This window comes from Flavobacterium cupriresistens, from assembly GCF_020911925.1.
GTDB lineage: Bacteria > Bacteroidota > Bacteroidia > Flavobacteriales > Flavobacteriaceae > Flavobacterium > Flavobacterium cupriresistens.
Window position 1 is genome coordinate 3747178 of sequence record NZ_CP087134.1, and the last position, 25901, is coordinate 3773078.

Annotated in this window: 18 protein-coding genes and 1 tRNA gene; 9 read left to right on the forward strand and 10 right to left on the reverse strand. The window is 33.7% G+C overall.

Annotated features, from left to right (window positions below):
• Positions 1 to 34: 34 nt before the first annotated feature.
• Entirely contained in the window at positions 35 to 3499 is a 3465-nt protein-coding gene (locus LNP23_RS15960; protein ID WP_230001936.1) for a T9SS type B sorting domain-containing protein, read from the reverse strand.
• 592 nt (positions 3500 to 4091) lie between these two features.
• Between LNP23_RS15960 and LNP23_RS15965 the strand changes: the two genes are divergently transcribed.
• Together LNP23_RS15965 and LNP23_RS15970 are read left to right on the forward strand one after the other, a co-directional pair.
• Positions 4092 to 4649: a Crp/Fnr family transcriptional regulator gene (locus tag LNP23_RS15965; protein ID WP_230001937.1), complete on the forward strand. Its 558-nt coding sequence runs from the start codon at positions 4092 to 4094 to the stop codon at positions 4647 to 4649.
• Between the two features lie 76 nt (positions 4650 to 4725).
• The gene (locus tag LNP23_RS15970) at positions 4726 to 5640 is read left to right on the forward strand and encodes an alpha/beta fold hydrolase (RefSeq protein ID WP_230001938.1); all 915 of its coding nucleotides are present in this window, start codon (positions 4726 to 4728) and stop codon (positions 5638 to 5640) included.
• A gap of 60 nt (positions 5641 to 5700) precedes the next feature.
• Here the strand turns inward: LNP23_RS15970 and LNP23_RS15975 are convergent, their stop codons facing one another.
• The 3 genes from LNP23_RS15975 to LNP23_RS15985 all read right to left on the reverse strand — a co-directional run bounded on the left by LNP23_RS15975 (position 5701) and on the right by LNP23_RS15985 (position 8454).
• Positions 5701 to 6804, reverse strand: a complete 1104-nt coding sequence (locus LNP23_RS15975) for a pyridoxal phosphate-dependent aminotransferase (RefSeq protein ID WP_230001939.1) — start codon at positions 6802 to 6804, stop codon at positions 5701 to 5703.
• A gap of 212 nt (positions 6805 to 7016) precedes the next feature.
• Positions 7017 to 7814, reverse strand: a complete 798-nt coding sequence (locus LNP23_RS15980) for a hypothetical protein (RefSeq protein ID WP_230001940.1) — start codon at positions 7812 to 7814, stop codon at positions 7017 to 7019.
• Between the two features lie 46 nt (positions 7815 to 7860).
• Positions 7861 to 8454, reverse strand: coding sequence for a hypothetical protein (locus LNP23_RS15985; protein WP_230001941.1), 594 nt, complete (start codon positions 8452 to 8454; stop codon positions 7861 to 7863).
• A 326-nt stretch (positions 8455 to 8780) separates the two neighbouring features.
• On the opposite strand from LNP23_RS15985, the gene LNP23_RS15990 reads away from it, so the two are divergent.
• Entirely contained in the window at positions 8781 to 10040 is a 1260-nt protein-coding gene (locus LNP23_RS15990; RefSeq protein ID WP_230001942.1) for a TraB/GumN family protein, read from the forward strand.
• A 257-nt stretch (positions 10041 to 10297) separates the two neighbouring features.
• Here the strand turns inward: LNP23_RS15990 and LNP23_RS15995 are convergent, their stop codons facing one another.
• Positions 10298 to 11497, reverse strand: a complete 1200-nt coding sequence (locus tag LNP23_RS15995) for an outer membrane protein assembly factor BamB family protein (RefSeq protein WP_230001943.1) — start codon at positions 11495 to 11497, stop codon at positions 10298 to 10300.
• Between the two features lie 714 nt (positions 11498 to 12211).
• On the opposite strand from LNP23_RS15995, the gene LNP23_RS16000 reads away from it, so the two are divergent.
• Positions 12212 to 12691 (forward strand): DUF6985 domain-containing protein, encoded by a 480-nt coding sequence (locus LNP23_RS16000; protein WP_230001944.1) that lies wholly within the window; start codon positions 12212 to 12214, stop codon positions 12689 to 12691.
• A gap of 94 nt (positions 12692 to 12785) precedes the next feature.
• On the opposite strand, the gene LNP23_RS16005 is transcribed toward LNP23_RS16000, so the two are convergent.
• From LNP23_RS16005 to LNP23_RS16020, 4 genes are all read right to left on the reverse strand, one after another.
• Positions 12786 to 13307, reverse strand: a complete 522-nt coding sequence (locus LNP23_RS16005; RefSeq protein WP_230001945.1) for a hypothetical protein — start codon at positions 13305 to 13307, stop codon at positions 12786 to 12788.
• A gap of 795 nt (positions 13308 to 14102) precedes the next feature.
• A complete protein-coding gene (locus LNP23_RS16010; protein ID WP_230001946.1) occupies positions 14103 to 14507 on the reverse strand; it encodes a hypothetical protein in 405 nt (134 codons plus the stop codon).
• 573 nt (positions 14508 to 15080) lie between these two features.
• The gene (locus tag LNP23_RS16015; protein ID WP_230001947.1) at positions 15081 to 15962 is read right to left on the reverse strand and encodes a toxin-antitoxin system YwqK family antitoxin; all 882 of its coding nucleotides are present in this window, start codon (positions 15960 to 15962) and stop codon (positions 15081 to 15083) included.
• Positions 15963 to 16420: 458 nt separating this feature from the next.
• Positions 16421 to 16498 (reverse strand) — tRNA-Val (locus LNP23_RS16020).
• A 265-nt stretch (positions 16499 to 16763) separates the two neighbouring features.
• On the opposite strand from LNP23_RS16020, the gene LNP23_RS16025 reads away from it, so the two are divergent.
• The 3 genes from LNP23_RS16025 (at position 16764) to LNP23_RS16035 (ending at position 21330) form a co-directional block, all read left to right on the forward strand.
• Positions 16764 to 18548 carry an ABC transporter ATP-binding protein gene (locus LNP23_RS16025; protein WP_230001948.1) on the forward strand — a complete coding sequence of 595 codons (1785 nt, stop codon included), beginning with the start codon at positions 16764 to 16766 and terminating at the stop codon, positions 18546 to 18548.
• A gap of 154 nt (positions 18549 to 18702) precedes the next feature.
• Positions 18703 to 19914: an OprO/OprP family phosphate-selective porin gene (locus tag LNP23_RS16030; protein ID WP_230001949.1), complete on the forward strand. Its 1212-nt coding sequence runs from the start codon at positions 18703 to 18705 to the stop codon at positions 19912 to 19914.
• Positions 19915 to 20010: 96 nt separating this feature from the next.
• Positions 20011 to 21330, forward strand: a complete 1320-nt coding sequence (locus LNP23_RS16035) for a porin family protein (RefSeq protein ID WP_131701522.1) — start codon at positions 20011 to 20013, stop codon at positions 21328 to 21330.
• A 530-nt stretch (positions 21331 to 21860) separates the two neighbouring features.
• On the opposite strand, the gene LNP23_RS16040 is transcribed toward LNP23_RS16035, so the two are convergent.
• Positions 21861 to 23030, reverse strand: a complete 1170-nt coding sequence (locus LNP23_RS16040; RefSeq protein WP_047775208.1) for a proline dehydrogenase family protein — start codon at positions 23028 to 23030, stop codon at positions 21861 to 21863.
• A gap of 90 nt (positions 23031 to 23120) precedes the next feature.
• Between LNP23_RS16040 and aroB the strand changes: the two genes are divergently transcribed.
• Both aroB and LNP23_RS16050 read left to right on the forward strand, forming a co-directional pair.
• Complete coding sequence (gene aroB, locus LNP23_RS16045; protein ID WP_230001950.1) at positions 23121 to 24188, forward strand: 3-dehydroquinate synthase; 1068 nt, start codon at positions 23121 to 23123, stop codon at positions 24186 to 24188.
• A gap of 297 nt (positions 24189 to 24485) precedes the next feature.
• Positions 24486 to 25889: a type III PLP-dependent enzyme domain-containing protein gene (locus LNP23_RS16050; protein ID WP_047775211.1), complete on the forward strand. Its 1404-nt coding sequence runs from the start codon at positions 24486 to 24488 to the stop codon at positions 25887 to 25889.
• Positions 25890 to 25901 lie beyond the last annotated feature (12 nt).

The following is a 25901-nucleotide window of genomic DNA, read 5'->3' on the forward strand; positions in this document are numbered from 1 at the left end:
GCTGCTCTTTAGAATATTTATTTAAGAAAGTGTTTTAACGTTTCAGTGAAAAGTGCCCGTATAGCGTTTTTCGTGCCAATGGATCATCCTTGTCAGTGTACGTCATTGTAAACCAATAATCTGTGGCCGTAAGAGGAGTGTTGTTGGAGGTACCGTCCCATCCATTAGAATCTTGTGACAATTGAATTATAAATTTACCATAGCGGTCAAAAATTCTTATTTCGGGATTTTTAAAATTATCAAAGTTTTTGATGTGCCAGGTATCGTTTTGTCCATCATTATTTGGCGTAAAAAACTTTGGATAATCTAATGTTAGCGGATCGGGATCTGAAATGGCCTTATTGCATTTCTCTTCTACTTTGACAATTGGCGCTGTAAGCACGCAACCATTTTGGTCTGTAATCATAACGGTATACTCCCCTATTTGGTCTGCTATATAAGCATCACTATTGGCATTAGTAATAGTTGTATTATTTTTTTTCCATTGATACGATTTAATTTGTGTTGATGATGAATTTGCTACAGCCTTTAAAACGGTTTTATACGGATAACAGAAAAAGAAATTACCTTCTATTTTAACTGTTGGTAGTCCGCTATTTTTAGCAATAGTGAGAGTCTTATTAATTGAAAAGGTACAATTCGAAATAAAAATTTTGGTTATTTTGTAGGTACCAATGGATGCAGACGAAACGAGGATCTGTGGGGTGTTAGTTATTGTTACCCGAGGTTGCGAAATTCCGTTTAGTTTGTATTCAATTATATAAGGTCCCGGTTCAGTGCTTTTTATTTCAATCTGAATGTCAGTGCCTGTTCCCTGACAAGTTGATCTGTCAACCTTAGAAAGTACTATATCCGGAGTAGCTACATTGGAATTGATATCTAGAGATTCATCTAATACGGTATCAAATCCTGCTGCAGTAATTTTTGTTAGTCTATAAATACCGATTGGTGCTGGTGATTTGAAAAGTATATGTGGACTTTTATTTATAGTTGTTGCAGGTTGCGCTACTCCATTTATCTCGTATTCTATTGTAAAGGGGCCTGGCTTGGTACTTTTTATTTCAACTATAACACCCGGTCCGATACCGGCACAAATAGATGCACCATAGGCAACAAGTTTAGCACTCAAATTTGATCCGGTAGTTGTTGGGGGTATAACAAGGCTGTTGTTTAATAAAGCATCACAACCTGAAGCGGAAATCTTTGTCAAATGATACGTACCTTCCGGAGCCGGTGAAGGGATAAGAATGTAAGGACTACTATTTGCTGTTACGGTAGGTTGCGGTACTCCGTTTAATTCATACTCGATTAAAAAAGGACCGGTTTCAGTACTTTTTATTTCAATCTGGACACCGGGGTCTGCTCCAGAAGATGGTGAGGCTGCATATTTAGAAAGTGTAGCATTCAGGACCGGATTGGCTGCTGTTGTAGTAATAGTAAGTTTATCGTCTAATATAGTAGTGCATCCGGCAACAGAGATTTTCGTCAATCGATAAATTCCATTTGAAGCGGGTGCTGTAATAAGAGTATACGGGCTGGTAGTTGCGGTTACAGATGGCTGTGATATTCCGTTTATCTCATATTCGAGGATAAAAGGACCTGGCTCCGTACTTGTTATTTCAATCTGAATCCCGGAGCCTTTTCCAGTACAATAATTCCCTCCATATTTAACTAATTTTGCAGTTGCTACAGCTCCAATATATTTTAATTCTATTGGGCTACATACGACTTCACCAGCGCTAACGGCATCCGCCACAGCAGTAAGTGCATAGCTGCCTTCTTTAACTGATTGTATGGTATACGGATTTTGCGAAGTGGTCACATCCGGAAAACTAATCTCCGGAGATACGGCTGTTTTTTTATAACTGAATGTATAAGGAGCTTTGCCGGAGAAATAGACTTTTAAGGATAATTCTTTTCCACAAGTGGCATTAAAACCTTCCATTCTGGCGGTAGGTGCAAAACAGCTGTTAGCACCAGATCCGCCATATACTTCAGCCAGTCCTTTTTTAGGATCAAAAGCTGGTAGAAAGGTTACTATTGCTTCTATTACAGCTGACATTTGATACCTAAAAGAAATAGGATTTCCTCCATTAATTCGATCAAAAACAGGCTTAATAGTATTTATAAAGTTTTGTTCCTGTACGCCAAAAGAAGCGTAAAAAGGCATTATTTTTTTTATGTATTCCTCTACTTCGTTCCACGCAAATAAAGCGTCGTAATAGCCTCTGAAACTATGTGCTGTTTTATTGGTGATGCCAAAAACAGCGGCATCTGTCCAATTGATGTCAGCAACTTTGTTGTCCAGTACTTTTGTTAATCGGTTGGTTTGTTCCGCATAAAGCCGATTGGTTGCAGCAGGTGTAGATGGAGAAATTCGATCCATTAGGTTTGTTGCGCTGATAGCAGCTGAACGGTCTTTGTCAAAAAGATCTTCAAATGAGGAATGATTCATGCCCTGATTATAAGCCATGCCAATTATTTTGACAGCGGCATAAGGATCGTTTGATTTTTTAAAAAAGTCAATCGGATTCCAACATTTAACATATTGCCAATACGCTACATTTCGATAATCATGATAGGCTTTCACAATCGATTGAAATTCAAAACTCGAACTTGTATTTGGGGTACCTATAAAACTTTTTTTATCAATTTGTGGAATAAAACAGGGATAGCTTGTATTTAACTCTGTCCAGCTCCCTCCCATTTCTTGTTGAAAATACCCTACAGCTACAGCACCACTGGCATCATAACAATACAAAGGAGCATTGATGTCATTATGGGGGTATGTCTTTGTAACCCAATTTGGGGCAATAAGCTGACTTCCTTCACAGCTTGCTTGTGATTCCTGAATAGCAGTAGCAAAGTATGCATTGATACTCATTGCATCAAATCCCATTAGGTTTGTAAATAAAGAATGGGACACCGCCATCGCAATAGCCCAACCTTTCCGATTCTCGGGAATATAAACCTGTATTGGAGCATTCCAGGCAAAAACTGATCCTTCACCTATTCGTATTTCCTGAGCAGCCGGGCCAACTGGTTTTACCGTACAGGCAGCACTAAAATTCCTTTCACATTTAAAGTTCTCATGTGCAGGAGGTGTGTAACAACTTATTCCTGTAATGGGATTGCCGTTTAAAATGCCTTCGTCAGGTGGAAACATCCCTAATTCATAATCCATTGTGACACTGTATGTAGTTGTGCCAGCGGGAAGAGCATTTCCGAAGGTCGTTTTTTTTAATTCAACTACACCATTATCTCCATTTTGAATGACGTCTAATCCTGACCACACTGTAGTATTTGAGACAGCTTTCCAATTAAAAGTAAAGTCATAATCTGTAATTGGAGCTGAAGTATTGTTGTGAATTTTAAAGTCCAAAACAATAGTTTTTCCATACTTACCCGTCATACAAAACTCGTAAGTTACCTGGCTGTAAGAAGCAGTAGTGGCGAATAAAATAGAAAATAAAAGATAGCGTAATTTATACAAGTTCATAAGCATTTGAAATAAGATTTAGATTTCGAGTGGTTTTCTTCGAAATTTCCTCACTTCGGGTTTAAGCTGCAATTAGCATACGTTACAAATACCAGTTAACTTTATTTGGTATGGTGCAAGAGTGCTTGGACTGTGTCGTGTCATTTTAACTTTGAATAGTGTCCTTTCTTAAGATTTACAGTTTTACAAACTATGGAAAGAACAAAACACTCTTTATTATTACGATAATTGCATTTACAGAGCGAAATTATCAAACAGACTAATTTTGTTTAAATCAAACTTATAAGTGTGTTTATCTAGTTTATGGATGAATATGTAAATTGTGCTCTCCAGCTCTCTCAAGTAGTGAGATCAGATTTGTTTACCGGATCTTGATTTGCAAAGGATGCTGAGTTGGTATTTTTAAAGATTAAAAAATGGAATTTTAATCTACTCCGGTTTCCTGTATTAATTTTATGTAATTTTGATAGGGAATTTTGCTATTTAGTCTATACAAAACGTTCTTTTTAGGCTTTACTAAGGATGTTTTTGTGCGTTATAATTCATTGCAGCCAACGGGTTAAAACAGAGTTAATATTTTAAAACGATACAGTTGATACAATTTCTAAAATCTTTGCAATTACTTTCTGATACTGAACTTCAAAAATTAGAGGGTATCACCAAAACAAAATTCTTAAAAAAGAAGGAGTACTTCATTAAAGAGGGTGCAATATGTACTGAACTAGTGCTAATTAAAAGTGGTATTTTAAGGTCCTATTATAGTAATATTGAAGGGAAAGAAACGACTAAATGTATTGCATTTGAAAATGAATTAACTACTGCTTATTCAAGTTTTATAACACAAGAAGCAACTTATGAAAATATCCAGGCATTATGTGATACAGAACTAATCATTCTGGAAAGAGATGCGTTATATTCTTTATACGCGGATAGTTTTGAATGGCAAAATTTAGGCAGGAGGCTAACCGAACAGCACTATATTGATCAGGAAAACAGAACGATCTCCTTTCAAAAACAAACTGCTAAGGAGCGCTATGAAATACTAGCAGCAAACCATTCAAAATATATCAAATTCATTCCGTTAAAACACCTCTCTTCTTTTTTAGGTATTTCTCCAAGGCATTTAAGCAGGTTGCGCAACGGCACTTAATTTGAAGACATTTGTCTATTTCTTAACAGGTTACTTCAAGCCATCTTTGTATAAATTAAACCAATAGAGTATACAAATGACAGCAACCACAGATTTCAATTTATCAACTGAAGCTAAGGAACCTTTTAAAGTTGATCCGACGTTAAAGCCAGTCTTCGAAAGACATACTGCAAAAATTAAAGGAGGTATTCAATACATTGATGAAGGAAATGGGATTCCGGTTTTATTTGTTCACGGTGCCTTATCTAATGCCAATACCTGGAGGAAAGTTATTCCAATTCTAAGTCAAAATTACAGATGTATTGCCATTGACTTGCCTCTTGGAGGGAATTATTTAGCGGTAGCAGACAATGTTGATTTAACACCAATTGGAATTGCTATGTTACTCAATGAATTTCTGGAATATCTTGGTATCAACGAAATTATTGTAGTTTCAAATGATACGGGGGGTGCCTATGTGCAGATTTTTGCTTCACTTTTTCCTGAAAAAGTATCGAAACTGGTGTTTTCAAATTGTGAAGTCCTTGCTATTTTTCCGCCTGCGAAGTTTGCATATCTAAAATACGCCGTGAGAGTTCCGGGTTTTACTTTTTTGTTAAGTCGTGTCTTTTCTTTAAAATTTTTGCTGAAAAAGGATTTGATTATGGGATTGTTATCTTTAAAAGTAACAGATCAGGAATTATCAAATTTATACTTAAATAATTTTATTAGCGATAAAGGAGTCAGAGCTAATTTTGCAAGTGCTACCAAAGCGTGGTCTCCAAAATATACCATCGAAGCCGCTCAGAAATTGCGAACCTTCGAAAAACCGGTGTTGATACTTTGGGGGAATCAGGATTTCAAACTTTTTCCCTTAAAATTAGGAGAAAATTTAAAAGCTGTTTTCCCAAATGCAAAACTTGTGGAAATTGCTAACGCGAGAACCTATATTCAGGAAGATCAACCGGATCGAACAATTGAGGAGATTGTGCAGTTTATTGATTATAGATAAATTAAATATTCCAGTTTAATCTGGTAGAGCGTAAACTGGAATATTTTTTTTCTGTTTTATTTATTGCAATGAAGCGATAAATTTTTGCATTTCTTCCTTTTTGCCAATCGTAATTCTGGACCACTTCCCCTCCTCTTCGTAAATTTTGGTACCGATTATATTATTGACTTCTAACTGGTGAAAAAAATCTTTTTTATAATTTTTTAAAGAGAAATAAATAAAATTGGAATTCGAGTGAATACACGAAATGTTTAATTTCTCTAACTCCGCAATGGTATAATCTCTGGTTTTCTGATTTAATGCTTTTGTTTCGTTTACAAAATTTTCATCTTTTAATGATGCTATCGCCGCTGCTGTTGAAACAACGCTAACAGCTCCATTAGCCCAGGTTTGGAGTTCGCTCAGTTTTTCAATTGTACTCGAATTGGCAATGGCATACCCTATTCTTGCGCCTGCTAATCCGTATACTTTTGAGAAAGTTTTGGCAATTATTACATTTTTATTTTCAAGTACCAAGTGACTTACCGATTCTTGGTCAGTAAAATCAATATAGGCTTCATCGACTAAAACAATGGAGTTTTTAGAGGCCTGAGATATGAATTGTATTAAATCGTTTCTTTCGCAAATGGTTCCCGTTGGATTGTTTGGATTACAGATATAAACCAACTTTGTGTCAGCAGTAATTGAACTTAGCATTTTAGGAAGATCAATTTTTTTGTCTGCTGTTAATGGAACTTTGATTTTGGTTAGCCCTAATTTTTCGGCAGTATCCGTCCAATATCCGTAACTTGGGTCTGCAATAACAAGATTGCCTTTTTGTAAGGCTGCAAATTGGCTTACTAAATCTAAAATTTCAGTTGAACCTGCGCTAATTAAAATATTGTTGAGGTTCACCTTGTTTTTTACTCCTAATAAATTGACTAATTCGGATGAAAGCTCCCAACCGTATCTGTTGCTTAAAGTTATGCTTTCGATCATGGCTGTTTTTGCGGCTTTAGACGGGCCATAAGGGTTTTCGTTTGAACTTAATCTAACAGGAGTGTCTTTGCTTTCTTTTTCAGGAAAATGATCTGTGGGTAAAGCAAATGTTTCAAACGGAACGAGTCCAAGTCCAACAACACCAACACTAATTTTTTTTAACCAGTCGCGTCTATTATTTTCCATGAATTAATTTGTTAAGAAGGTTGTTAAATACGAGGTATTAGATAGTAAAACCTTAATTATGTTACAAGTTAACTGTTAAAAATATGAATAATAATTGTTTTTATTTGGTTAATTCTAATTTTTAAGTTTAAACTTCTACATTTTAATTCTTTGTCCCTTAAAGCATAAAGGTATAAAAAGACGATTTGATCGAGTTACTGTTAGCAGCTTCTTTATTTTCTATATTTTAATTTTCTAACTTCCATTTCTTGTTCAATACCGGTACTATTGCCAAACCCTCTTACAGTTTGAAGCTGTTGAGCGCAACCAGGACTTAAATTTCCATTACAGACTAATTCTTTCAGCTGGTCTTTGTAGAGTAATTCACCTCTTTGGTAAATATGTGTTAATAATATTGCTGTTGGCAGATCTTCAATATTTTTTCTGACATAGTTGTAACCCACTTTTCTTTCTGTCGGGAAGCCGTATTTCTCGACCATATTTTGGAATCTTAAGGAAACTGCTTTCATTTCAGAAACTAGTATTTCAATTGCATAATCGTGCTCTTTTGTTCTCCACTGGTGGTAATGGGTATTGATTTCTTTATCAAATTTCTCTAAGTCAATGAGATCTGCTTTAAATTTTAAATTAAAATTAGCGTTATACAATTTTTGATATTCCGGAAATTGCTCGTTGAACTGTTTGTACCACTTATAGTTTTCAAATTTTTTAAAAAAGAGTAATGGGATCCCTCCTTTTGCTAATTTTATTGCAATTTGTTCCATCCAAATTTTGTCTTCGGTTTGGTCCGCTACTTTTAAGGCAAGATTCAAATCTGTACCCAATGCAAAATCCGTATTTTCAAAAGCCTGTTTAAAAAGTTTATTGGCTTCTTTATAGTTTTTAACAGCATTTTGCTTTTTAGCAAGTTCAATAAACGTATTGTATTTTTCACAATCGCATTTTTGAGAAAAAGCAAGCGCACCGAAAAAGAAATTAAATAACAATAACAGGAGTATTTTTTTCTGCATTTTTGAAGTTTTGAAATTATACTGTTGTTGGAAAGATGCTTTTTTTTTATTTAGATTCTTTTCTTAGAGAATTCAAAATCTCTTTCATTTCCACAATATCCTCTTCAGTACAATTCATTTTTGAGAGATGAACATTTACAAATAAATCATTGCCAAACATGGCGTATCCATACATGTGCTTTTGAGTAAATTTAGTTCCCTCAATGTTGATTTCGTTTTCTCTAAACATAAAATCATCAGTCATTTCGCCCCAACTTTTATCATTTGTTTCCATACTTTTCAAATTGGAGTAATTTTTAAAATAGGAATAGGGAAATACCGGTGAGTTTTCAGGAAAGTCTTTGTTTGCATCTTTAAACTTTTTACCAAGTACAAGTTTAGGGACTTCAACCAGAGCAAGTTTTTCTTCTTCGTCAAGTTTATAAAATAAAACAGAGCATACAAATCCATCTTTTTCAGCGGAGTAATAATAATCGGAACCCCTCCATTCTTTGTTGAATTTTTTAAAATGATCCGACAATAAGCTTATTTTAACTCCATTCTGTTTGGGGTAAATAAATTCAAATGTCTTTTTTTCAATACAACTGAATGATAAAAAGCCTAAAATAAATATTCCGAAAAGCATTTGTTTTAATTTCATTGTATTTAAATGTTAGTTTTTTATACGCTGTCAAGGTTCTGATGCTTGACAAACGTAATAGGTTGTTAGACGAATTTTTTTGCTAAAGTATAGTTACTGTTTGGATTTTTACTACGGCTTTCCGGATTTTGTCGAATTATTTTTCGGTTTGAATTTTTCTTGCTTCCAGACAAATCCTTTTGGACGACTTTAATATTAGTTTTAGCGAAGATATTTCTTATATTAGCCTCCCAAGCAACAGCTTATAGTCTTAAACAGGCTGGTTTTAAAGGGTTGTAGTTATTTTATTTCTAGTATAGACGTTTTATATATTCTAAACATTACAATTGAAAAAAGTATTAAAAAAAGGAATTAAATTTCTTGTTTGTATTCTCGTCTTGGGTCTGATTTATAGTTTTTCTTTAAAGACTTATGATAAAAATTCGGGAAAAGAAACTTTGGAGTATTGGAAAAACAATAAAAAATTATACGAATCAGTCCATCAAAATCAGGATTTATCGTTTGCTAATTTAGACCAATATATAGTTGAAAATGACTTGATTTTACTGGGAGAATTTCATGGAATAAAAGAGACAATTGATATTGATATCAGTTTAATTAAATATTTAAATCGTAAAGTTGAAATGAAAATACATTTGGCAGAAATTGATTTCAGTCAGGCTTATTTTCTAAATCAATATTTTGAATCAGGAGAGGAAACTCTTATTGATTCCGTTTTAAACAGTTGGATTGTTTATCATGGACATCACAATCGCGACTATAAACGTAAATGGATTGAGATTTACAACCTAAATCAATCTAATTCTCCCGATCGACAAATAAAAGTTTACGGAATAGATAAAATTCAAAATCTAAAACTAACTCAAAAGCACTTGAAAATTCTATTGAAAGAATTAGGGCTTTCTGATGTTTTTCCAAACGATGAAGCGTTATTTCTTAAATGGGCGAAAGAAAGACTCCCGAAAATGATTTCAAATGGCGATATAAAAAATAAGGATATTGCGGAAGATGTTTTATTTATTCAAAAAAATCTTGCTGACTACACAACATCATCAAGAGAAAATAGAATGTACTTAAACTTTAAATATTTATATGAAAGATATAATTTTAAAGAGGAAAAAATCTATGGCTATTTTGGAGAAGCTCATGTACTGCAAAAAGAAATAAATAGAAAAAAGGATTTTGGTGCTTTGGTTGAAGAAGACGTTAATTTTAAGAACAAAACCTACACAATTATCTCAAGGTATTTGGACAGCGATATGTCTGCTCCTTCTAAATTTTTGCCTTTCTTTTTGCGAAGTGAAAATGAGCATACAAAATCAGGTATTACTTGCGATAATCCATTTCTTCTTTACCATAGCGGTATTAATGAATTTAAACAACTAACCAAGAACAATACAAATACTTTTTTTGACTTGAATCAAATCGATTCTCCCTACAGAAAATCAAAAAGACTGATTAAAAGCTTTGGATTGTTTAGCCTACTCTCGGGAATGAAAATTACCGATGAAACCTCTTCTACTGCAGATTATGCTCAAGGTTTAGTGTTAATTAGAAATTCGGATTGGGCGCAACCAAATCAATAATGACAAGGCATAGATATTCGTATTTACACACTTTAAAATATGAAAAAAAAGATACTCCTATTAATTTTGGCTACAACAGGATTGTTTTCCTGTAAGCAAGGAATTCTTGTGGAAAGATTGATTTAAAAGACTTTACATTACAGAAATAAAAAAAACTCCTTAATTCTTTAAGGAGTTTTTGCAAAGTATCTGAATTTAGAATCAATCACTTACTATTAGTTTTAAGAGCTCGATATCGAGACAATTTCTTTATTTTTTTATCGAATTATTTTTATAAAAGCACTGTATACATCTTCTTTAATCGAAGTCCGCATGTATGTCATGTTTTCGTCTTTTTCTTTTAAATCAAATTGAACCAAACCGGCATCACAATAATAAAACACGGAATCATCAATAGGGAATTCTAAATTTGAAATCGGTAAGGTGGTTAATTTTATTTCGAAGGCTATTTCGCCATTATTGATGTCTAATTGAAAAAGTCTTCCCTTGCGGGTATATCCCCAGATATTATCATCCTGCTCCGTAATATATTGGATATTGTCGTCTTTAAAATCCGTTTTCCAAAGCTGAGTTCCTGTTTTCGAATCTAACGAGTATAAAGAAGAAACTGTTGGGCCTTGAGCTGCAAAATATACTTTTTTGTCTTTGCACAAGATGCGCTCTTTAACATTATGCTGATTTTCATCCAGTTTAAATTGCCATAATACATCCGGTTTATTAGGGCTTAGGGCAAAAAGTATACCTTCTTCATTTGCTGTAAAGACATTTTCGCCATCTGTAACAGGTTTCCCGTCCACCGCTTTCTCGAAGGTTTTTTGGTAAAGAACTTTTCCTGTATTTGCATCAAAACAATAAAAATTAGACGCGCTTTGGGCGAAAACTTTATTGTCAAAAAAGAGTACCGGAATGTCATTGTTCGGGGTATCAAACTTATAGGTCCATATTAAACTGCCATTTTTTATATCAAGTGCATAAATGTTACTGCTTTGGTCTTGATTTTGAGCCGTAATATACAGTTGTCCATTATTTATAATCGGAGTTTGATCTTTTAGTACAACCTGATCTGTAATATTACCTAATCTTGATTTCCAAAAAATAGCTCCGGTTTCGTTGTCAATAGCGAAAATTTCACCGTTTATAAACGGAACGTATAGAACTCCATCCAGCAGTGTTATTTTATTGGCACACATTTCAGCATGCGAATCCGTGGCTTTTACGGTCCAGATAATTTGTTCCGAATCTAAATCAAATGAAAAAAGAATACCGTCGTAATCGTGAATCAGAATCGAATTTTCGTATAACGGAACTTTTTTAAGCGGGTTTATCGCTTTATTAAAAACCTTATCATTCTTAGTGTCTGAAGGATCGGTCTTACCCAACGTTGCTGCGGTTGGCGTTTGCCCGAACAGATTTACAACAGTAAATACAAATAAAAGAGTTATTAGTTTTTTTTTCATTTTAAAGATTTGGGTTGATAATTTAATTTCTTTTTGGGTTATATGAAAATACGGCTTCTTTTTCACATTATCCTGTCACGCTTACAAGTAATAAATCTTGATAGTAAACTTAATTCGTTTAATTTAAGCGGTATAAGTATGACAAAAACCAGAAATTATTTCGCTACTAATATAGAAACAATTTTCGCCGGTAAATCAATATTTAGAAAATTAAAGACATAAAAAAACTTCCTAATTTATTAAGGAGTTTCTTGATGGGCTATGAGGGGTCCGAGTCCCAGACTATGCGATAAAATTGTGATTTTCTTGAAACTTCTTCAATTGCAAATTTTAAATTTATGTTCCTAATGTGTTAAAAAGCATTTGACTAAAGTACGTTAAACGGGTAATAGTAAAAATTAGGTGCGTTTTTTTGCTACGAATTACTCGAAATTTTTACGAATTGCTTATTGCTATTTAGTGGGAAATTTTTACTGCTAATTAAAGGATAAAATGACTAGCTCATCTGTCGTGAAAAAACAATTTGCGCCAATTAGTGAAATTCATGCCAAAATAATCATAAAAACAGGAAACACAAATCGCTTATTTAATGTGATCATTGTCTCTGGTTTCAAATGAAACATGTTTTTTCGTAACTTAGTTCTGTTCGTTAGCTTCAAAAGCAAAACCAGAATAGGTTCTAAAATAGTTTCACTGCAAAAAACACAAAAGATTATGGTTAAAGAAATTACATCCAAAGTAATTGGAATATTAAGACAAGACCAAAGTTTACCAGATTGGTGGAAAAGCGCCGAAATTGAGATTCCTTTCTTCGACAATCGTAGACTGATCATCACCTTTACGGATTATGAACCTGAACTTGATCCGACTTTTATGGAAGAGGCGGATCAAGCTTTGGTAAATTTTATGAAACTTACTGTGGAGGATCGGAAATCAATCTCGGAACTTGCTTACAAAAGGTGTATGGCTTTTTTAGAAGCTGTTGAATTTGACAAAGCTGATGATTATTTGAGGCAAATAAAAAACAAAGACGAAATCTGGAATTTTATACAACCAACAGAAATTTATGTTGTAAACGAGCTCCATAAAGGGAAAGGTGTTGATGTAGAAGTTGCCTGTCAATGTGATTGGGAACAAGAACATGGACTCCAACTTTTATTTAAACAAGGAAAAAAGCTATCCAAGATTCATTAATTTTTAATATTGCTTCTTAAGCCTTTTTTACCCTTTGCTAGCTATGTCTCTATGTGTTAGAAACGGGTATTTACATTCGCAAAAAGTAATACTACTATGAAATATCAGGCGACGAAGCTGTCGTTTTTATTTCCCCTTCGATTAACATTTTTAAAAGCTTGAACGAATGCTGGTATTTTTCTTTGATATTTACTATTCCAGTTGCTAAAATCCAGCCTGATGAATAAACCGCTTCTTCAAGCTCTTCTGGGGTCTTAAACTCCATTTTAGCAGTTTCAGAAAGTATATTCATGGCTCTTTTTCTCATTTCGTGTAAATTAGCACCAGTCATATAATTATCTCTTAAGGCGATTTTTACAATTATTAAGTCGATCAATTGAACTAGCTGAATTTTTCTTTCATTATGGGTAATAAATTCTTCAAGTTCCAATGACATTCCACCAATTATCATGGGGAAAGATTGTAATGCTAATTCGCTTTTGAATTCATTAATCCATTCTATTGAATCAAGTTTTTGGTCTTCTATTTCATTTATCAAGCAAAGTTGCATAGCTTCAACAAAACCATCTCTTGCCCAAAATCCATTATTTTCAAAATTAACAAAACTACTTGCCATATTTTACTTCAATTTTTTACTAAGCTTATATATGAATCTTATAAAACTAGTTCCATTTTTAGCTAATATAGAAACAATTTTATAAGTAACTATTATCAAATCTTCTTTTAAATAAAATTAGAAATTCTTTGGACAAACCTGAATATTTATTTTCTTTATGGTACTAATTAAATTCTTTTTAGAGCTATTTATATTCAAAACTGATAGAATGGCTATCAAAAAACAGGGGCAGTTGGCGTGATTTTATTAGCCATGAGATTCATAGCGAGGAAACTAAAAAGTTAGAAAAACAAGGAAAGCTCCACCAAGTACCTATTTAAATTCATTAGAAAGAATTTTAAATCCGTTTTAACCGTGTCTTCGCGATAACAAATCTGTTGAATCCGTGTATAAAATTAAGTTACGATACCCGTATGTGAAAATTATACATAATTGGACGCGGATTATACGGATTTGCAATAGCAAAAGCGTTGACAAAACGGTTTTTTTATATTAAAAAACAACTTTGATCGATTAAGATGGAGTGCTTTTATTTTTTGCGTGTTTTTTACCTGATCCGTTTTGAATCTGACAATTATTTCTCGCAAGTGGCACAGCCGCGAAATTAAAAAACAAATACTTGGCGACTCCACAGCTTTGCGAGATTTTTTTGATTCTCCAGAAGTTAACAATTATCCAAAAAAAGAGACATAAAAAAACTCCCTAATTTCTTAAGGAGTTTCTAGGTGGTCCTTACGAACCTGTTTGCAAAACATTTTTTGCATGATTTAAAGAAAATTTCTACGATCTAAATGATTATTTCATTGCTAAAATGACTGTTAATAATGCAAGTAAAAAGATACCTAAGAATGAAAAAAACATTAGCTGAGCGTTTTTCTTATCATCAGTTTTGAAAATTAAAAGTATAGGATCGTTTATTGTTTTTATCTCTGAATCACTTATTGAGCGAAGTGAAACAATTTTACCATCCATTGAATACGTTGAAGATTTATACTTGTTATAAAGCTCAATGTGATTTTTTTTTAAATATGATGATGAATTAAAAGCTGTTTTCATCCATCTAAAAATGAAAAAAGGATAAAATAATAATCCAAAAATGATTGGAATATATCTTGAAAACTCCAATCTTAAAACTATTAAAAATATTGAAAAAAGAAAACTACATAAAAGAATAAATTGTATTTTTTTATAATGGGACATATTTTTCTAATTTTAAAAGTTAACAATTTATTTCATCTGGGAGTTGACTAGAAAGCATATTTAATAAGGAAAGCATAATAAAGAGATAGATACAAAATGTGTCATGTATATTATCTTTGTAGTAACCTTTTATTTAAAAAGGCAGTAGTTTTTTTATTTAGTTTTATTTTCAGGAAAAATAAGTTCGTTTTTAACTTAAAATTCCCATTTAACATCCTTCATTTAGAACTAAAATTCCTTTCAATTTTAAATGTTTTTCCATTAATATTAAATTTGAAACTTTTTTTTTATACGATAGAAGTTTCTATCCGATATAAAATAAGCATTATTACAGCAGTTATCCTGAAACTGCACAAAGTAAGAATACGCCAATAAGTAGACCTTCCGTTTCTATATCTCCAAATTCTTTCATAGTTTCTTTTCTGTTTTCTTTCAATGTAAATTTCGACAGAATATATGTTGAAGGAATAAAAATCAATATTGCAATTATCCACAAATTTTCCAAGCACAAAACTATCTTTAAATTCAGCCTAATGCCTAAATCACTTACAATGGCTATTAGCTGTAGTTGATTTACCTGACATTTACTTTATATGGAATGTAAATTGTTGCTTCTTTTTCACCTTTATAAATCCAAGGTGGCAAAACACTTAAAGCTTCTAATATTGTATAATAAAGTAATTTTTTAGATAGTTTGTTGTGCTCAATTTTATGTAGTTTACTTTCAGGATTGGTTTGAACAGTAGTACTAAATTTAAGTGTAGTTTTTGAACTTTTTTCATTTTCTTCGTTAAGAATAAATGTACTGGAGCTATTTTCTTCAATTCGATATTTTGCTAGATATTTTAAATCTGCATATGTATCCCAAAAATCTATTGGAACTTCGGCGTTTTCTATAAATAAATCATAGGATAAAAATACGCCTCCTAAAAGTGTTGAGCCTTTAAGTTTTTCCTCAACTTCGTTTAAGATATATTCTGAATTTGCGTAATTGTATTGTGTTACTATTTTTTTTCCTTTTTTATCTTTTACAGTCCATATATTAATAGGTTTGTCCATTTCATATTCACCATCAATTACTGGAATTCCTTTTTCATTATAATATTTCCAAACTCCATTTTTTTTGCCATTTATAAAATTACCAGTAAATTTTACTTTGCCATTCATAAAGTATAATTCCAACAAACCATTAAGTTTGCCTTCGGAATAATTTATTTTACTAATTAGTCCACCTTTATAATTATATGAAATCCATTCTCCATCCGGAAAGTCATTTTTAAAAGCACCGATAGTATTTGTTTTCTCATTGCAAATTCTTTCATATTTCCCATCATAAGTAGGTGAGTTATTTTCGATTTTGTCTATACAATTACAATAATCAAGTTTTTCTATTTGTTGACTAAACGAAAAACTTGTGAATGAGATTACTACTAATGTTAAAAGTGTTTTGTTCATAATTTTAAGGTTTTTTCTGATTCTGCGATTCAATTATTGCTAGTATTCTGGCGCTACACGAAGTTTGGGATTAGTGATGCGAGATGTTCCAATTATCCTCAAATTTTGCAAGTACAAAACCATTTTTAAATTAAGCAAATTGCCTAAATTTATTGCGACGGCTGTCATGTGTTTTCTTCTACTAAGATTGATATTTTCTAATAATATGCTTCATATTTAAAGTAAATAAAATTGCGCAAGAGAAACCTTGTAGAATAATTATTAATCTATCTTACTATGGGTTTGTATGGACTAAATAATAAAGAACACGTTTTTACAATACTACATAAAACAAAATACTATGATTATTATATTTTTTATAAATTGAGATTTATTTTTGAGACAATAAAAAATTTAGCGAAGCAATTTGCGAAGTACATTAACAAAAAAAAAACTCCCTAATTTCTTAAGGAGTTTCTTGGTGGGCGATGAGGGGTTCGAACCCCCGACCCCCTCGGTGTAAACGAGGTGCTCTGAACCAGCTGAGCTAATCGCCCTATTTTACTAGGTTGCAATCGTATTGTGATTGCGAGTGCAAATATACAGCTAGATTTTGTATTTGCAAGCATATTTGTGAAAAAAGTGAAATAATTTTTTGAGTTTTTCTTTAGCGAACTCTTTTACAGTAAATTAATGTAATCCCATTTGCTTCATAATTATTCAGGTTCCGTTAAAAAAATCACAAAACGGCTAAGTTTAGCATATAACTTTGGTTTCAGTCGCTATAATCATACCTTTGTATATCTTAATTGTATATTTAAAATGGCCAGATATAAAGAAAATGATTTGCCAAAATCAAAGATTACCGCTACTTCTCTCAATAAAGCAAAACTAATATTCAAATACGCCGGAAAACACCAATGGAAATTCTATGTTGGTTTATTCTTCCTGTTGCTAACAGGAGCTACTGCCCTAGCCTTTCCTAAGTTAATGGGAATGTTAGTCGACTGCGTTAAAAACAAAGACAATACAGAAACCAATAAAATTGCTTTAAGCTTAGTTGCTATACTATTTCTTCAGGCCTTCTTTTCTTTCTTTAGATTGTCTTTATTTATCAATTTTACCGAAAATACGCTGGCAACCTTGCGTTTGTCTTTATATACCAATTTGGTTAAGTTGCCTATGACGTTCTTCTCTCAAAAAAGAGTTGGTGAACTTAACAGTCGTATCAGCGCTGATATTACGCAGATTCAAGACACGCTGACCAGTACGATAGCAGAATTTTTACGCCAGTTTATATTGATCATCGGAGGTGTGATTTTATTGGCTACAGAAAGTTTCAAGCTTACTTTGTTAATGCTTTCTGTTGTGCCCTTGGTGGCTGTTGCAGCCGTAATCTTCGGAAGATTTATTAGAAAATACTCCAAACAAGTGCAAGATCAGGTGGCCGAAAGCCAGGTTATTGTAGAAGAAACCATGCAAGGGATTAGTATCGTGAAAGCATTTGCTAACGAATGGTATGAAATTGCAAGATACAAAGGCAAAATAAACGAAGTGGTTAAACTGGCGATTAAAGGCGGTAAATACCGTGGTTACTTTGCTTCGTTTATTATATTCTGTTTGTTTGGTGCGATTGTAGCCGTAGTTTGGTACGGGGTACGATTGAGTATTGCGGGTGAAATGAGTGTCGGTCAATTGATTTCATTTGTGTTGTATTCTACTTTTGTAGGGGCGTCTTTTGGAGGAATAGCCGAATTATATGCTCAAATACAGAAAGCAATTGGTGCTACTGAAAGGGTTTTTGAATTATTAGAAGAAACACCGGAGGAAATAAACGTTGAAGCAAACGGGGCGCATGAGAAAATTAAAGGAAATGTAGCGTTTAACAATGTAGCATTTAGTTATCCTTCGCGCAAAGAAATAGAAGTGCTTAAGAATGTAAGTTTTACAGCAGAATTTGGTCAAAAAATAGCAATTGTAGGGCCAAGTGGTGCCGGAAAATCGACTATTTCATCTCTTTTACTGCGCTTTTACGATATTTCGTCAGGGGTAATTACCGTTGATGGAAAGAATATTTATGACTATGATCTGGAAAATCTACGTGGCAACATGAGTATCGTTCCGCAAGATGTGATTTTGTTTGGAGGAACGATTAAAGAAAATATCGCTTACGGTAAACCCGACGCTACGGACGAGGAAATTATTCAGGCGGCGAAACAAGCAAACGCATTCAACTTTGTGAATGGTTTTCCGGAGAAATTCGAAACTTTGGTTGGAGAACGTGGTGTAAAATTGTCCGGTGGTCAACGTCAGCGTATTGCCATTGCAAGGGCTTTGCTTAAAAATCCAAGTATACTGATTCTCGATGAAGCGACTTCTTCTTTGGACAGTGAAAGTGAAAAATTAGTTCAAGAAGCCTTAGAAATTCTAATGGAAGGAAGAACCAGTATTATTATCGCACACCGTCTGTCAACAATCAGAAGTGCCGATAAAATTTTGGTTTTAGACAACGGAAAAATTACCGAAGAAGGAACACATCAGGAACTGATAAATTTGGAGAATGGAATTTATAAAAACCTGAGTAACTTACAATTTACCCATAATTAGAGGTTAAAAAAAGTCTCTTTTTTTTGTAAGAAAATATAAAATAATAACAAACAAATACTTAAATTTGAAGTCAATGGGTGTAAAAACTCATTGGCTTTTCTTTTTTTTTTACCTAAATCGTTTCCAGTTTATGTCGTAATCAAATACTTTAAATATGAGTCAAAAAGAACTTAATTTGAAAATTTATTTTGGTGTCTTACTTTTATCTTTTTGCTCAATTACATTCTCTCAAGAGCAAAAGGACTCTACTAAACTAATGAATGTGAGTTATGGAAGTAAAGGAATTCAATTAGAGACCAGAGATAATAAATTCTTGTTTCAATTACAAAGCAGATTACAGTTTCGTTTTGCAACTCCATACGATCAGGACCCGTTAACGTATGATGATTTCAATCAGGACAATCAGACCGCCTTTAAAATAAACAGGGCAAGGCTAAAGGTCGGAGGTCATGCTTTTGAGCCGTGGTTGAAGTATTATTGGGAATACGAGCTAAGTCAGTCCAATTTGTTGGATTTTAGAATCATGATTGAAAAATGGGATTGGATGAGTTTTAAAATTGGTCAATGGAAAACGGAATTTACCCGCGAACGTTTTATTAGCAGTGGGGAACAACAAATGGTCGAACGCTCTATACTAAACCGCCCTTTTACCACAGACAGACAGCATGGAGTTGAAATTTATGGTCATCTAAAAGGAAAAGGCATAGCTGATTTTAATTATTGGGTAGCTGCTCTAACCGGAACCGGAAGAGGAAATACTAAAAACGACGACCAAAACCTAATGTACTTTGGAAGAGCACAGTGGAATTTCTTAGGCAGAACACTTGATTTCGAAGGAGGAGACTTAGAATTTCATGAAAAACCAACCGCTATTATAGCCTTGGCCGGAGTAACAAACAGAAGTCCGTATACTCGTTTTTCCCAAGCCGGTGGTGGCTCTTTGGAGGGGTTTGAAGAAGAAAAACCGGGTCAATACAGAGTTAATCAATACAATATAGAATCCGCATTCATGTTTCGTGGATTTTCCTGGCAAAGCGAATGGCATCACAAAAATATTATCGACAGGGTAAACAACAATGAATTAACCCGATTACGAGGGTATTATGCGCAAGCTGGCTACTTTTTTCATACCATTTGGCCTTGGGTTCCTAAACATTTAGAAATGGCAGGGAGACATGCGGTTTATCGTCCTGATAAAAATTTTAAAGACAACCTGCAAAGAGAATCTACGGTTGCTTTTAATTACTTTTTTAAGGGGCATAAAAACAAGCTCACCGGAGAGGTCTCCTACTTTGATTTCCAGGATTCTAGCCTGCAATATACCGGTGGTTGGCGCTTTAGAGTGCAATGGGATATTTCACTTTAAATAAAGTAATTTCTGTAAAATTGGGAAAATTTTATGACTTGAAATAAGCTCAGATTTTATATGTTTGCCTTTAAATCCGGTAAACAAGCCTCTATTATGAAAAAAATCCGTTACAGAAGCAGTTTAATTTTTTTTGCTGTTTTACTCCTTTCACTCTCTAATTTAAACGCCCAAAAAAAACAATCCCCATTTGTAGTTAATTTATCCGAAGACGGATCACAATACATTAAATTCGGAATGAATCTTCAGGTTTGGGGACGCTATTCAGAGCTAAATCCCGGAAGCAAAATTGGAACTGACGAAGTAAACCAAACGTATGATATCGTAATTAGACGTTTGCGTTTGCAGGCGATGGGAATGTTAACGGAGAATATCTTTTTTCACCTTCAATTGGGGCAAAATAACATCAATTTTCAGCAAAATTCGGGCCCTTCCAATGCACCGCTTTCTATTATGGATGCTTTGGGGGAATACCATTTTAATGATAAACTTCATATTGGTGGTGGTTTAACCGCCTGGGGAGCCGGAACAACAAGATATTCGGCAAATAGTAGTTCTTCTCATTTAACACTGGATACGCCGATGTATCAACAGTTTATTAATACCTCCTCTACTTTTGGAAACAGAAACTTAAGTATTTATGCTAAAGGAGATTTGGGAAAATTCAATTACCGAGCTGCAATCACAAATCCATATAAAAACAGCGTAAATAATTTAGGCATCAACTCTACATTAAGTACAGAAACGCCGAGAGCGCAATATTCAGGGATCCTGACCTATTCTTTTTTCGAGAAAGAATCTTTGGAAGATCCATACCACAAAGGAACTTACTTAGGGACTAAAAAGGTCTTTAATCTGGCACTGGGTTATATGACACAAGCAAAAGCGATGTGGCATCTAACAGCTGACGATAAAATCGCCCACGATGACATGAGTGTTTTAGGCTTTGATGTTTTTTACGACAGTCCAATCAATGATAAAGGAGCTGCTATTACCGCTTATGCTTCTTACAACAATAATAATTACGGTCGAAATTACATTCAATCTGTTTCAACTCCTAACCCGGCTGTTGGAGATAATGGTTTAATCAATGGTTCCGGAGCCGGTTTTATTGGCGTAGGTACAGGGAATATTTATTACGGACAATTCGGATACTTATTTGCTAAATCCTCTAATGCGGCTAAAAAAGGACGATTCCAGCCCTATGTAGCGGCACAAGTTGCTGCTTTAGAAGCCTTGGACACTCCAATGACGATGTATGAAATTGGAGCAAATTATTACACAACAGGTACTTTTGGTCCAAAATTTAGTCTAAACTATCAAAACAGAGCGATCTACGATAATCCACTAATTGGAAAATACAAACAAAGCGATCGATTAGGAACTGTGGTGCTGCAATGTCAGGTTTCGTTTTAAAAAAAAAGAAGGAATCTTATAATCTTGGGATTTCTTCTTTTTTTTTTTTTGAGTTGTACGACAATCTATTTTAATTTGAAATTACACGCAAACTTGTCATTTAGACGAAGGAGAAATCACACGCGTAAATCGACAAAGAATGGTCGCTCACTATGCGGAATTCCTGATGTGATTTCTCCTTCGTCGAAATGACACGGAATCGAGTGAAAGTGTGAGTTAGAAAAACATTTGTTCATTTCGAGGTACGATAAATCACAAACGTGACTCGACAAAGAATGGTCGCTCTCTATGCGGAATTCCTAGTGTGATTTCTCCTTCGTCGAAATGACACGGAATCAAGTATAAAGTGTAAGTTAGGAAATCTCGTGCTAAACTGACAAATAGGATAAAAAAAGAGGGAATCTCATAATCTTGAGATTCCCTCTTCATTTAACTGGATAGCAGCAGAATTAATCTGTTTCTAACTTTTTCTCTTTTTGAGTTCCAAAACGACCTCTTCTAAAGTGTAAACTGCGACAGCAAACTGAAAACTATTTCCCTTTCCTACGTCTGCGTTCTGCTTTAATCATAGATAATTCACGACTTGTTTGTCCTGCTACAGACGTGTTTTCTTCTGCACGACGAATCAAGTACGGCATAACATCTTTTACAGGACCGAATGGCAAATATTTGGCAACATTATAACCGTTTTCGGCTAAGTTGTAGCTGATATTATCACTCATTCCGTACAATTGACCAAACCAGATTCTGTTATCGTTTTTGGCAATTCCTTTGTTTTGCATCATTTCCATCAATTTATAAGAACTCAATTCATTGTGAGTTCCTGCAAAAATGGACATAGTATCTAAATGTTCTAACATATAATGAACTGCTTCATCATAGTTAACGTCTGTAGCTTCTTTAGAAACACAAATTGGAGAAACGTAATTCTTTTCTTCAGCTCTCTTATTTTCTTTTTCCATATAAGCGCCACGAACCAATTTCATTCCAATAAAAAAGCCTTCTTTTTTGGCAATATCATGCAATTTTTTCAAATAATCCAAACGATCCCAACGGTACATTTGTAAAGTATTGAAAACAATTGCTTTCTCTTTATTGTATTTACGCATCATATCGGTTACCAAGTCATCTGCAGCATCCTGCATCCAGCTTTCTTCACCGTCAATTAATAACGCAACATCTTTTTTGTGTGCTTCACTGCAAACTTTATCAAAACGGGCTACTACTCTATCCCATTCTGCTTGTTCTGCAGGAGACAAGGTTTGTTGCTCTCCTAATTTTTCATAAAGTTCAAAACGACCTAAGCCCGTAGGTTTAAAAACCGCAAACGGAATTGCTAAACGTTCTTTAGCAAATTCAATCGTTTTTAAAGTCATTTCTAAAGCAGCATCAAACTGCTCTTCTTCTTCTTTTCCTTCAACTGAATAATCTAAAACAGATGAAACGCCTTTGGTAAACATTTTGTCTACTACAGTAATACAATCGTCTTCGTTGATACCACCACAAAAATGGTCAAAAACAGTTGCGCGGATTAATCCTTCTACTGGCAAATGTGCTTTAATAGCAAAATTAGTAACAGCCGTTCCTATCCTCACCAAGGGTTCACTGTCGATCATTTTAAAAAGAAAATAAGCTCTGTCAAGTTCCGTATCGCTTTTTAACGAAAATGCAACCTGAGTGTTATCGAATATTTTTTCCATTTAGGTTATTTTTTGTGCAAATATAGACAGAGTTTCAATATTATTTACTTAAAAATGCCTTATTTTGCGCTTTCAATTAACTAAAGAATTATGCAATCCATTCAAGCCAATAATTATCTGGTACATTTTAATCAAAATGCATACGAAGCTCTAAATGTACACTTAAGAGAAAATAAATATTCAAACCTGTTTATTGTAGTCGATAATCATACAAATGAGCATTGTTTGTCTAAGTTTTTACCTTTACTTGAAACGGATTTAACTATTGAAATAATTGAATTTGAGGCAGGTGAAATCAATAAAAATATTGATACCTGTATCGAAATCTGGAATGTTTTGACGGAACTTGGTGCAGATAGAAAATCACTTATAATTAATCTTGGTGGTGGTGTTGTAACCGATTTAGGCGGGTTTGTAGCTTCTACATTTAAACGTGGAGTTGACTTTATTAATATACCGACTACCTTATTATCTATGGTGGATGCCTCTGTTGGAGGAAAAACCGGAGTTGATTTAGGGAATTTGAAAAACCAGATTGGTGTTATTAACGTACCTCAGATGGTATTAATTGACACGCAATATCTGGAAACTTTATCGCAAAGCGAAATGCGTTCCGGTTTGGCTGAGATGTTGAAACACGGTTTGATCTATGATGCTCCTTATTGGAGACAATTTTTAGACCTGAAATCAATTGATTATGCTGATTTTGATGAACTGATTTATCGTTCTGTTGAAATTAAGAACGAAATTGTAATTCAGGACCCAACAGAAAAGAATATTCGTAAAGCATTAAACTTTGGTCATACTTTAGGTCATGCTATTGAAAGCTACTTTTTAGAAAGTGAAACTAAAAAAACTTTATTGCACGGTGAAGCAATTGCAGTAGGAATGATACTGGAGAGTTATATTTCATTGCAAAAAGAATTGATTAGCGCTACAGAATATGCCGAAATCAAAACGGCTATTCAAAGTATATATGACGACGTGAAGTTTGATGATAAAGACATCGATCCGATCCTTGAATTGCTTATTCACGACAAAAAAAATGAGTACGGTACCATTCAATTTGCCTTGATTGAAGGAATAGGAAAAATAAAAATTAACCAATCCGTTGAAAATAAATTAATTCTAGACGCGTTTGAGGATTATAAATCTTAAACTTTTTTTAAGCAAAAGCTTTGCTTTAGGTGTATTTTATTTTTTACATTTGCCACGATGAAAACAAACAGAAAACAAAGACAATTTAGTTCTTATAGAAACCGCCTCAATAGTTCCTTGCTAAGGATGTTGAATCGTTTTTATAATAGCAAGAGTCCGTTTTGTTTTGATGTTTTTTTATGTTCAAAAGCAGAACACGAAAAACTGCCGATTATATTCGCCAATATTAGAGTTTGAATTTTAGATTTAGCACCGTTTACCTAAATTAAAAATACAATCTTAAATATTGAAAAATAAATGAATACAAAATATTCGGACTTAATAAATCAAACGTATTACTTCCCGCAAGAAGAATTTAAATTAAATAAAGACAACTTACAATTTCACAATATCGATTTGATGAAATTGGTGGAACAATACGGAACTCCATTAAAATTTACTTACCTGCCACAGATTTCGAACAATATCAATAAGGCAAAAGGCTGGTTCAGAAAATCTATGGAAAAAAACAAGTACGAAGCGAAGTATTACTATTGCTACTGTACAAAAAGCTCTCATTTTGAGTACATCATGAATGAAGCTTTCAAAAACAATATCCATATCGAAACATCATCTGCTTTTGATGTGAATATCGTGGAGAATTTGTTGGAAAATGGTAAGATAAACAAAAGTACGTATGTTATTTGTAACGGTTTTAAAAGAGACGAATACATCAGCAACATTGCGAGACTGATCAATAACGGACATAAAAACACTATTCCGATTATTGATAATTATGAAGAACTTGATTTACTTCAGGCTGAAATAAAAGGAAAATTCAAAATTGGAATCCGTATTGCAGCCGAAGAAGAACCTAAATTTGAGTTTTATACGTCCAGATTAGGTATTGGATACAAAAATATCGTTGCTTTCTACAAGAAACAAATTCAGGAGAATGATAAATTAGAGCTGAAAATGCTTCACTTTTTCATTAACACCGGAATAAATGATACGGCTTATTACTGGAACGAATTGGTGAAATGTATCAAAGTATACATTGCACTAAAAAAAGAATGCCCTGGTCTTGATGGTTTGAATATTGGTGGTGGTTTCCCTATCAAAAATTCATTGGCCTTTGAATATGACTACCAATATATGATTGATGAAATTATCAATCAGATTAAAATTGCCTGTGACGAAGCAGAAGTAGATGTTCCGAACATTTTTACTGAATTTGGATCCTTTACTGTTGGAGAAAGCGGTGGTGCTATCTATCAGATTTTGTATCAAAAACAACAAAATGACAGAGAAAAATGGAACATGATTGACTCTTCATTCATTACCACTTTGCCGGATACATGGGCTATCAACAAACGTTTTATCATGCTCGCGGTAAACCGCTGGAACGATACTTACGAGCGGGTTCTGTTAGGAGGTTTAACTTGTGATAGCGATGATTATTACAACTCCGAGCAAAACATGAACGCCATTTATTTACCTAAATACAACAAAGAAAAACCATTGTATATTGGTTTCTTTAACACAGGTGCTTATCAGGAAACAATTGGAGGTTACGGAGGTTTACACCACTGCCTTATTCCACAGCCCAAACACATCCTTATAGATCGAGACGAAAACGGAATTTTGGCTACTGAAGTTTTTTCAGAACAACAAACTTCTGATGATGTATTGAAGATATTAGGCTACTCTAAAAAAATATAAAAAAAGCTGCAA

Excerpts from the sequence above, each read along its gene's own strand:
- LNP23_RS15995 (WP_230001943.1), bottom strand. The coding sequence starts at position 11,497 with ATGAAAAAAAAACTAATAACTCTTTTATTTGTATTTACTGTTGTAAAT.
- LNP23_RS16010 (WP_230001946.1), bottom strand. The coding sequence starts at position 14,507 with ATGTCCCATTATAAAAAAATACAATTTATTCTTTTATGTAGTTTTCTT.
- LNP23_RS15980 (WP_230001940.1), bottom strand. The coding sequence starts at position 7,814 with ATGCAGAAAAAAATACTCCTGTTATTGTTATTTAATTTCTTTTTCGGT.
- LNP23_RS16000 (WP_230001944.1), top strand. The coding sequence starts at position 12,212 with ATGGTTAAAGAAATTACATCCAAAGTAATTGGAATATTAAGACAAGAC.
- LNP23_RS16015 (WP_230001947.1), bottom strand. The coding sequence starts at position 15,962 with ATGAACAAAACACTTTTAACATTAGTAGTAATCTCATTCACAAGTTTT.
- LNP23_RS16040 (WP_047775208.1), bottom strand. The coding sequence starts at position 23,030 with ATGGAAAAAATATTCGATAACACTCAGGTTGCATTTTCGTTAAAAAGC.
- LNP23_RS15970 (WP_230001938.1), top strand. The coding sequence starts at position 4,726 with ATGACAGCAACCACAGATTTCAATTTATCAACTGAAGCTAAGGAACCT.
- LNP23_RS15985 (WP_230001941.1), bottom strand. The coding sequence starts at position 8,454 with ATGAAATTAAAACAAATGCTTTTCGGAATATTTATTTTAGGCTTTTTA.
- LNP23_RS15975 (WP_230001939.1), bottom strand. The coding sequence starts at position 6,804 with ATGGAAAATAATAGACGCGACTGGTTAAAAAAAATTAGTGTTGGTGTT.
- LNP23_RS16005 (WP_230001945.1), bottom strand. The coding sequence starts at position 13,307 with ATGGCAAGTAGTTTTGTTAATTTTGAAAATAATGGATTTTGGGCAAGA.
- LNP23_RS16035 (WP_131701522.1), top strand. The coding sequence starts at position 20,011 with ATGAAAAAAATCCGTTACAGAAGCAGTTTAATTTTTTTTGCTGTTTTA.
- LNP23_RS16030 (WP_230001949.1), top strand. The coding sequence starts at position 18,703 with ATGAGTCAAAAAGAACTTAATTTGAAAATTTATTTTGGTGTCTTACTT.
- aroB (WP_230001950.1), top strand. The coding sequence starts at position 23,121 with ATGCAATCCATTCAAGCCAATAATTATCTGGTACATTTTAATCAAAAT.
- LNP23_RS16025 (WP_230001948.1), top strand. The coding sequence starts at position 16,764 with ATGGCCAGATATAAAGAAAATGATTTGCCAAAATCAAAGATTACCGCT.
- LNP23_RS15960 (WP_230001936.1), bottom strand. The coding sequence starts at position 3,499 with ATGAACTTGTATAAATTACGCTATCTTTTATTTTCTATTTTATTCGCC.
- LNP23_RS16050 (WP_047775211.1), top strand. The coding sequence starts at position 24,486 with ATGAATACAAAATATTCGGACTTAATAAATCAAACGTATTACTTCCCG.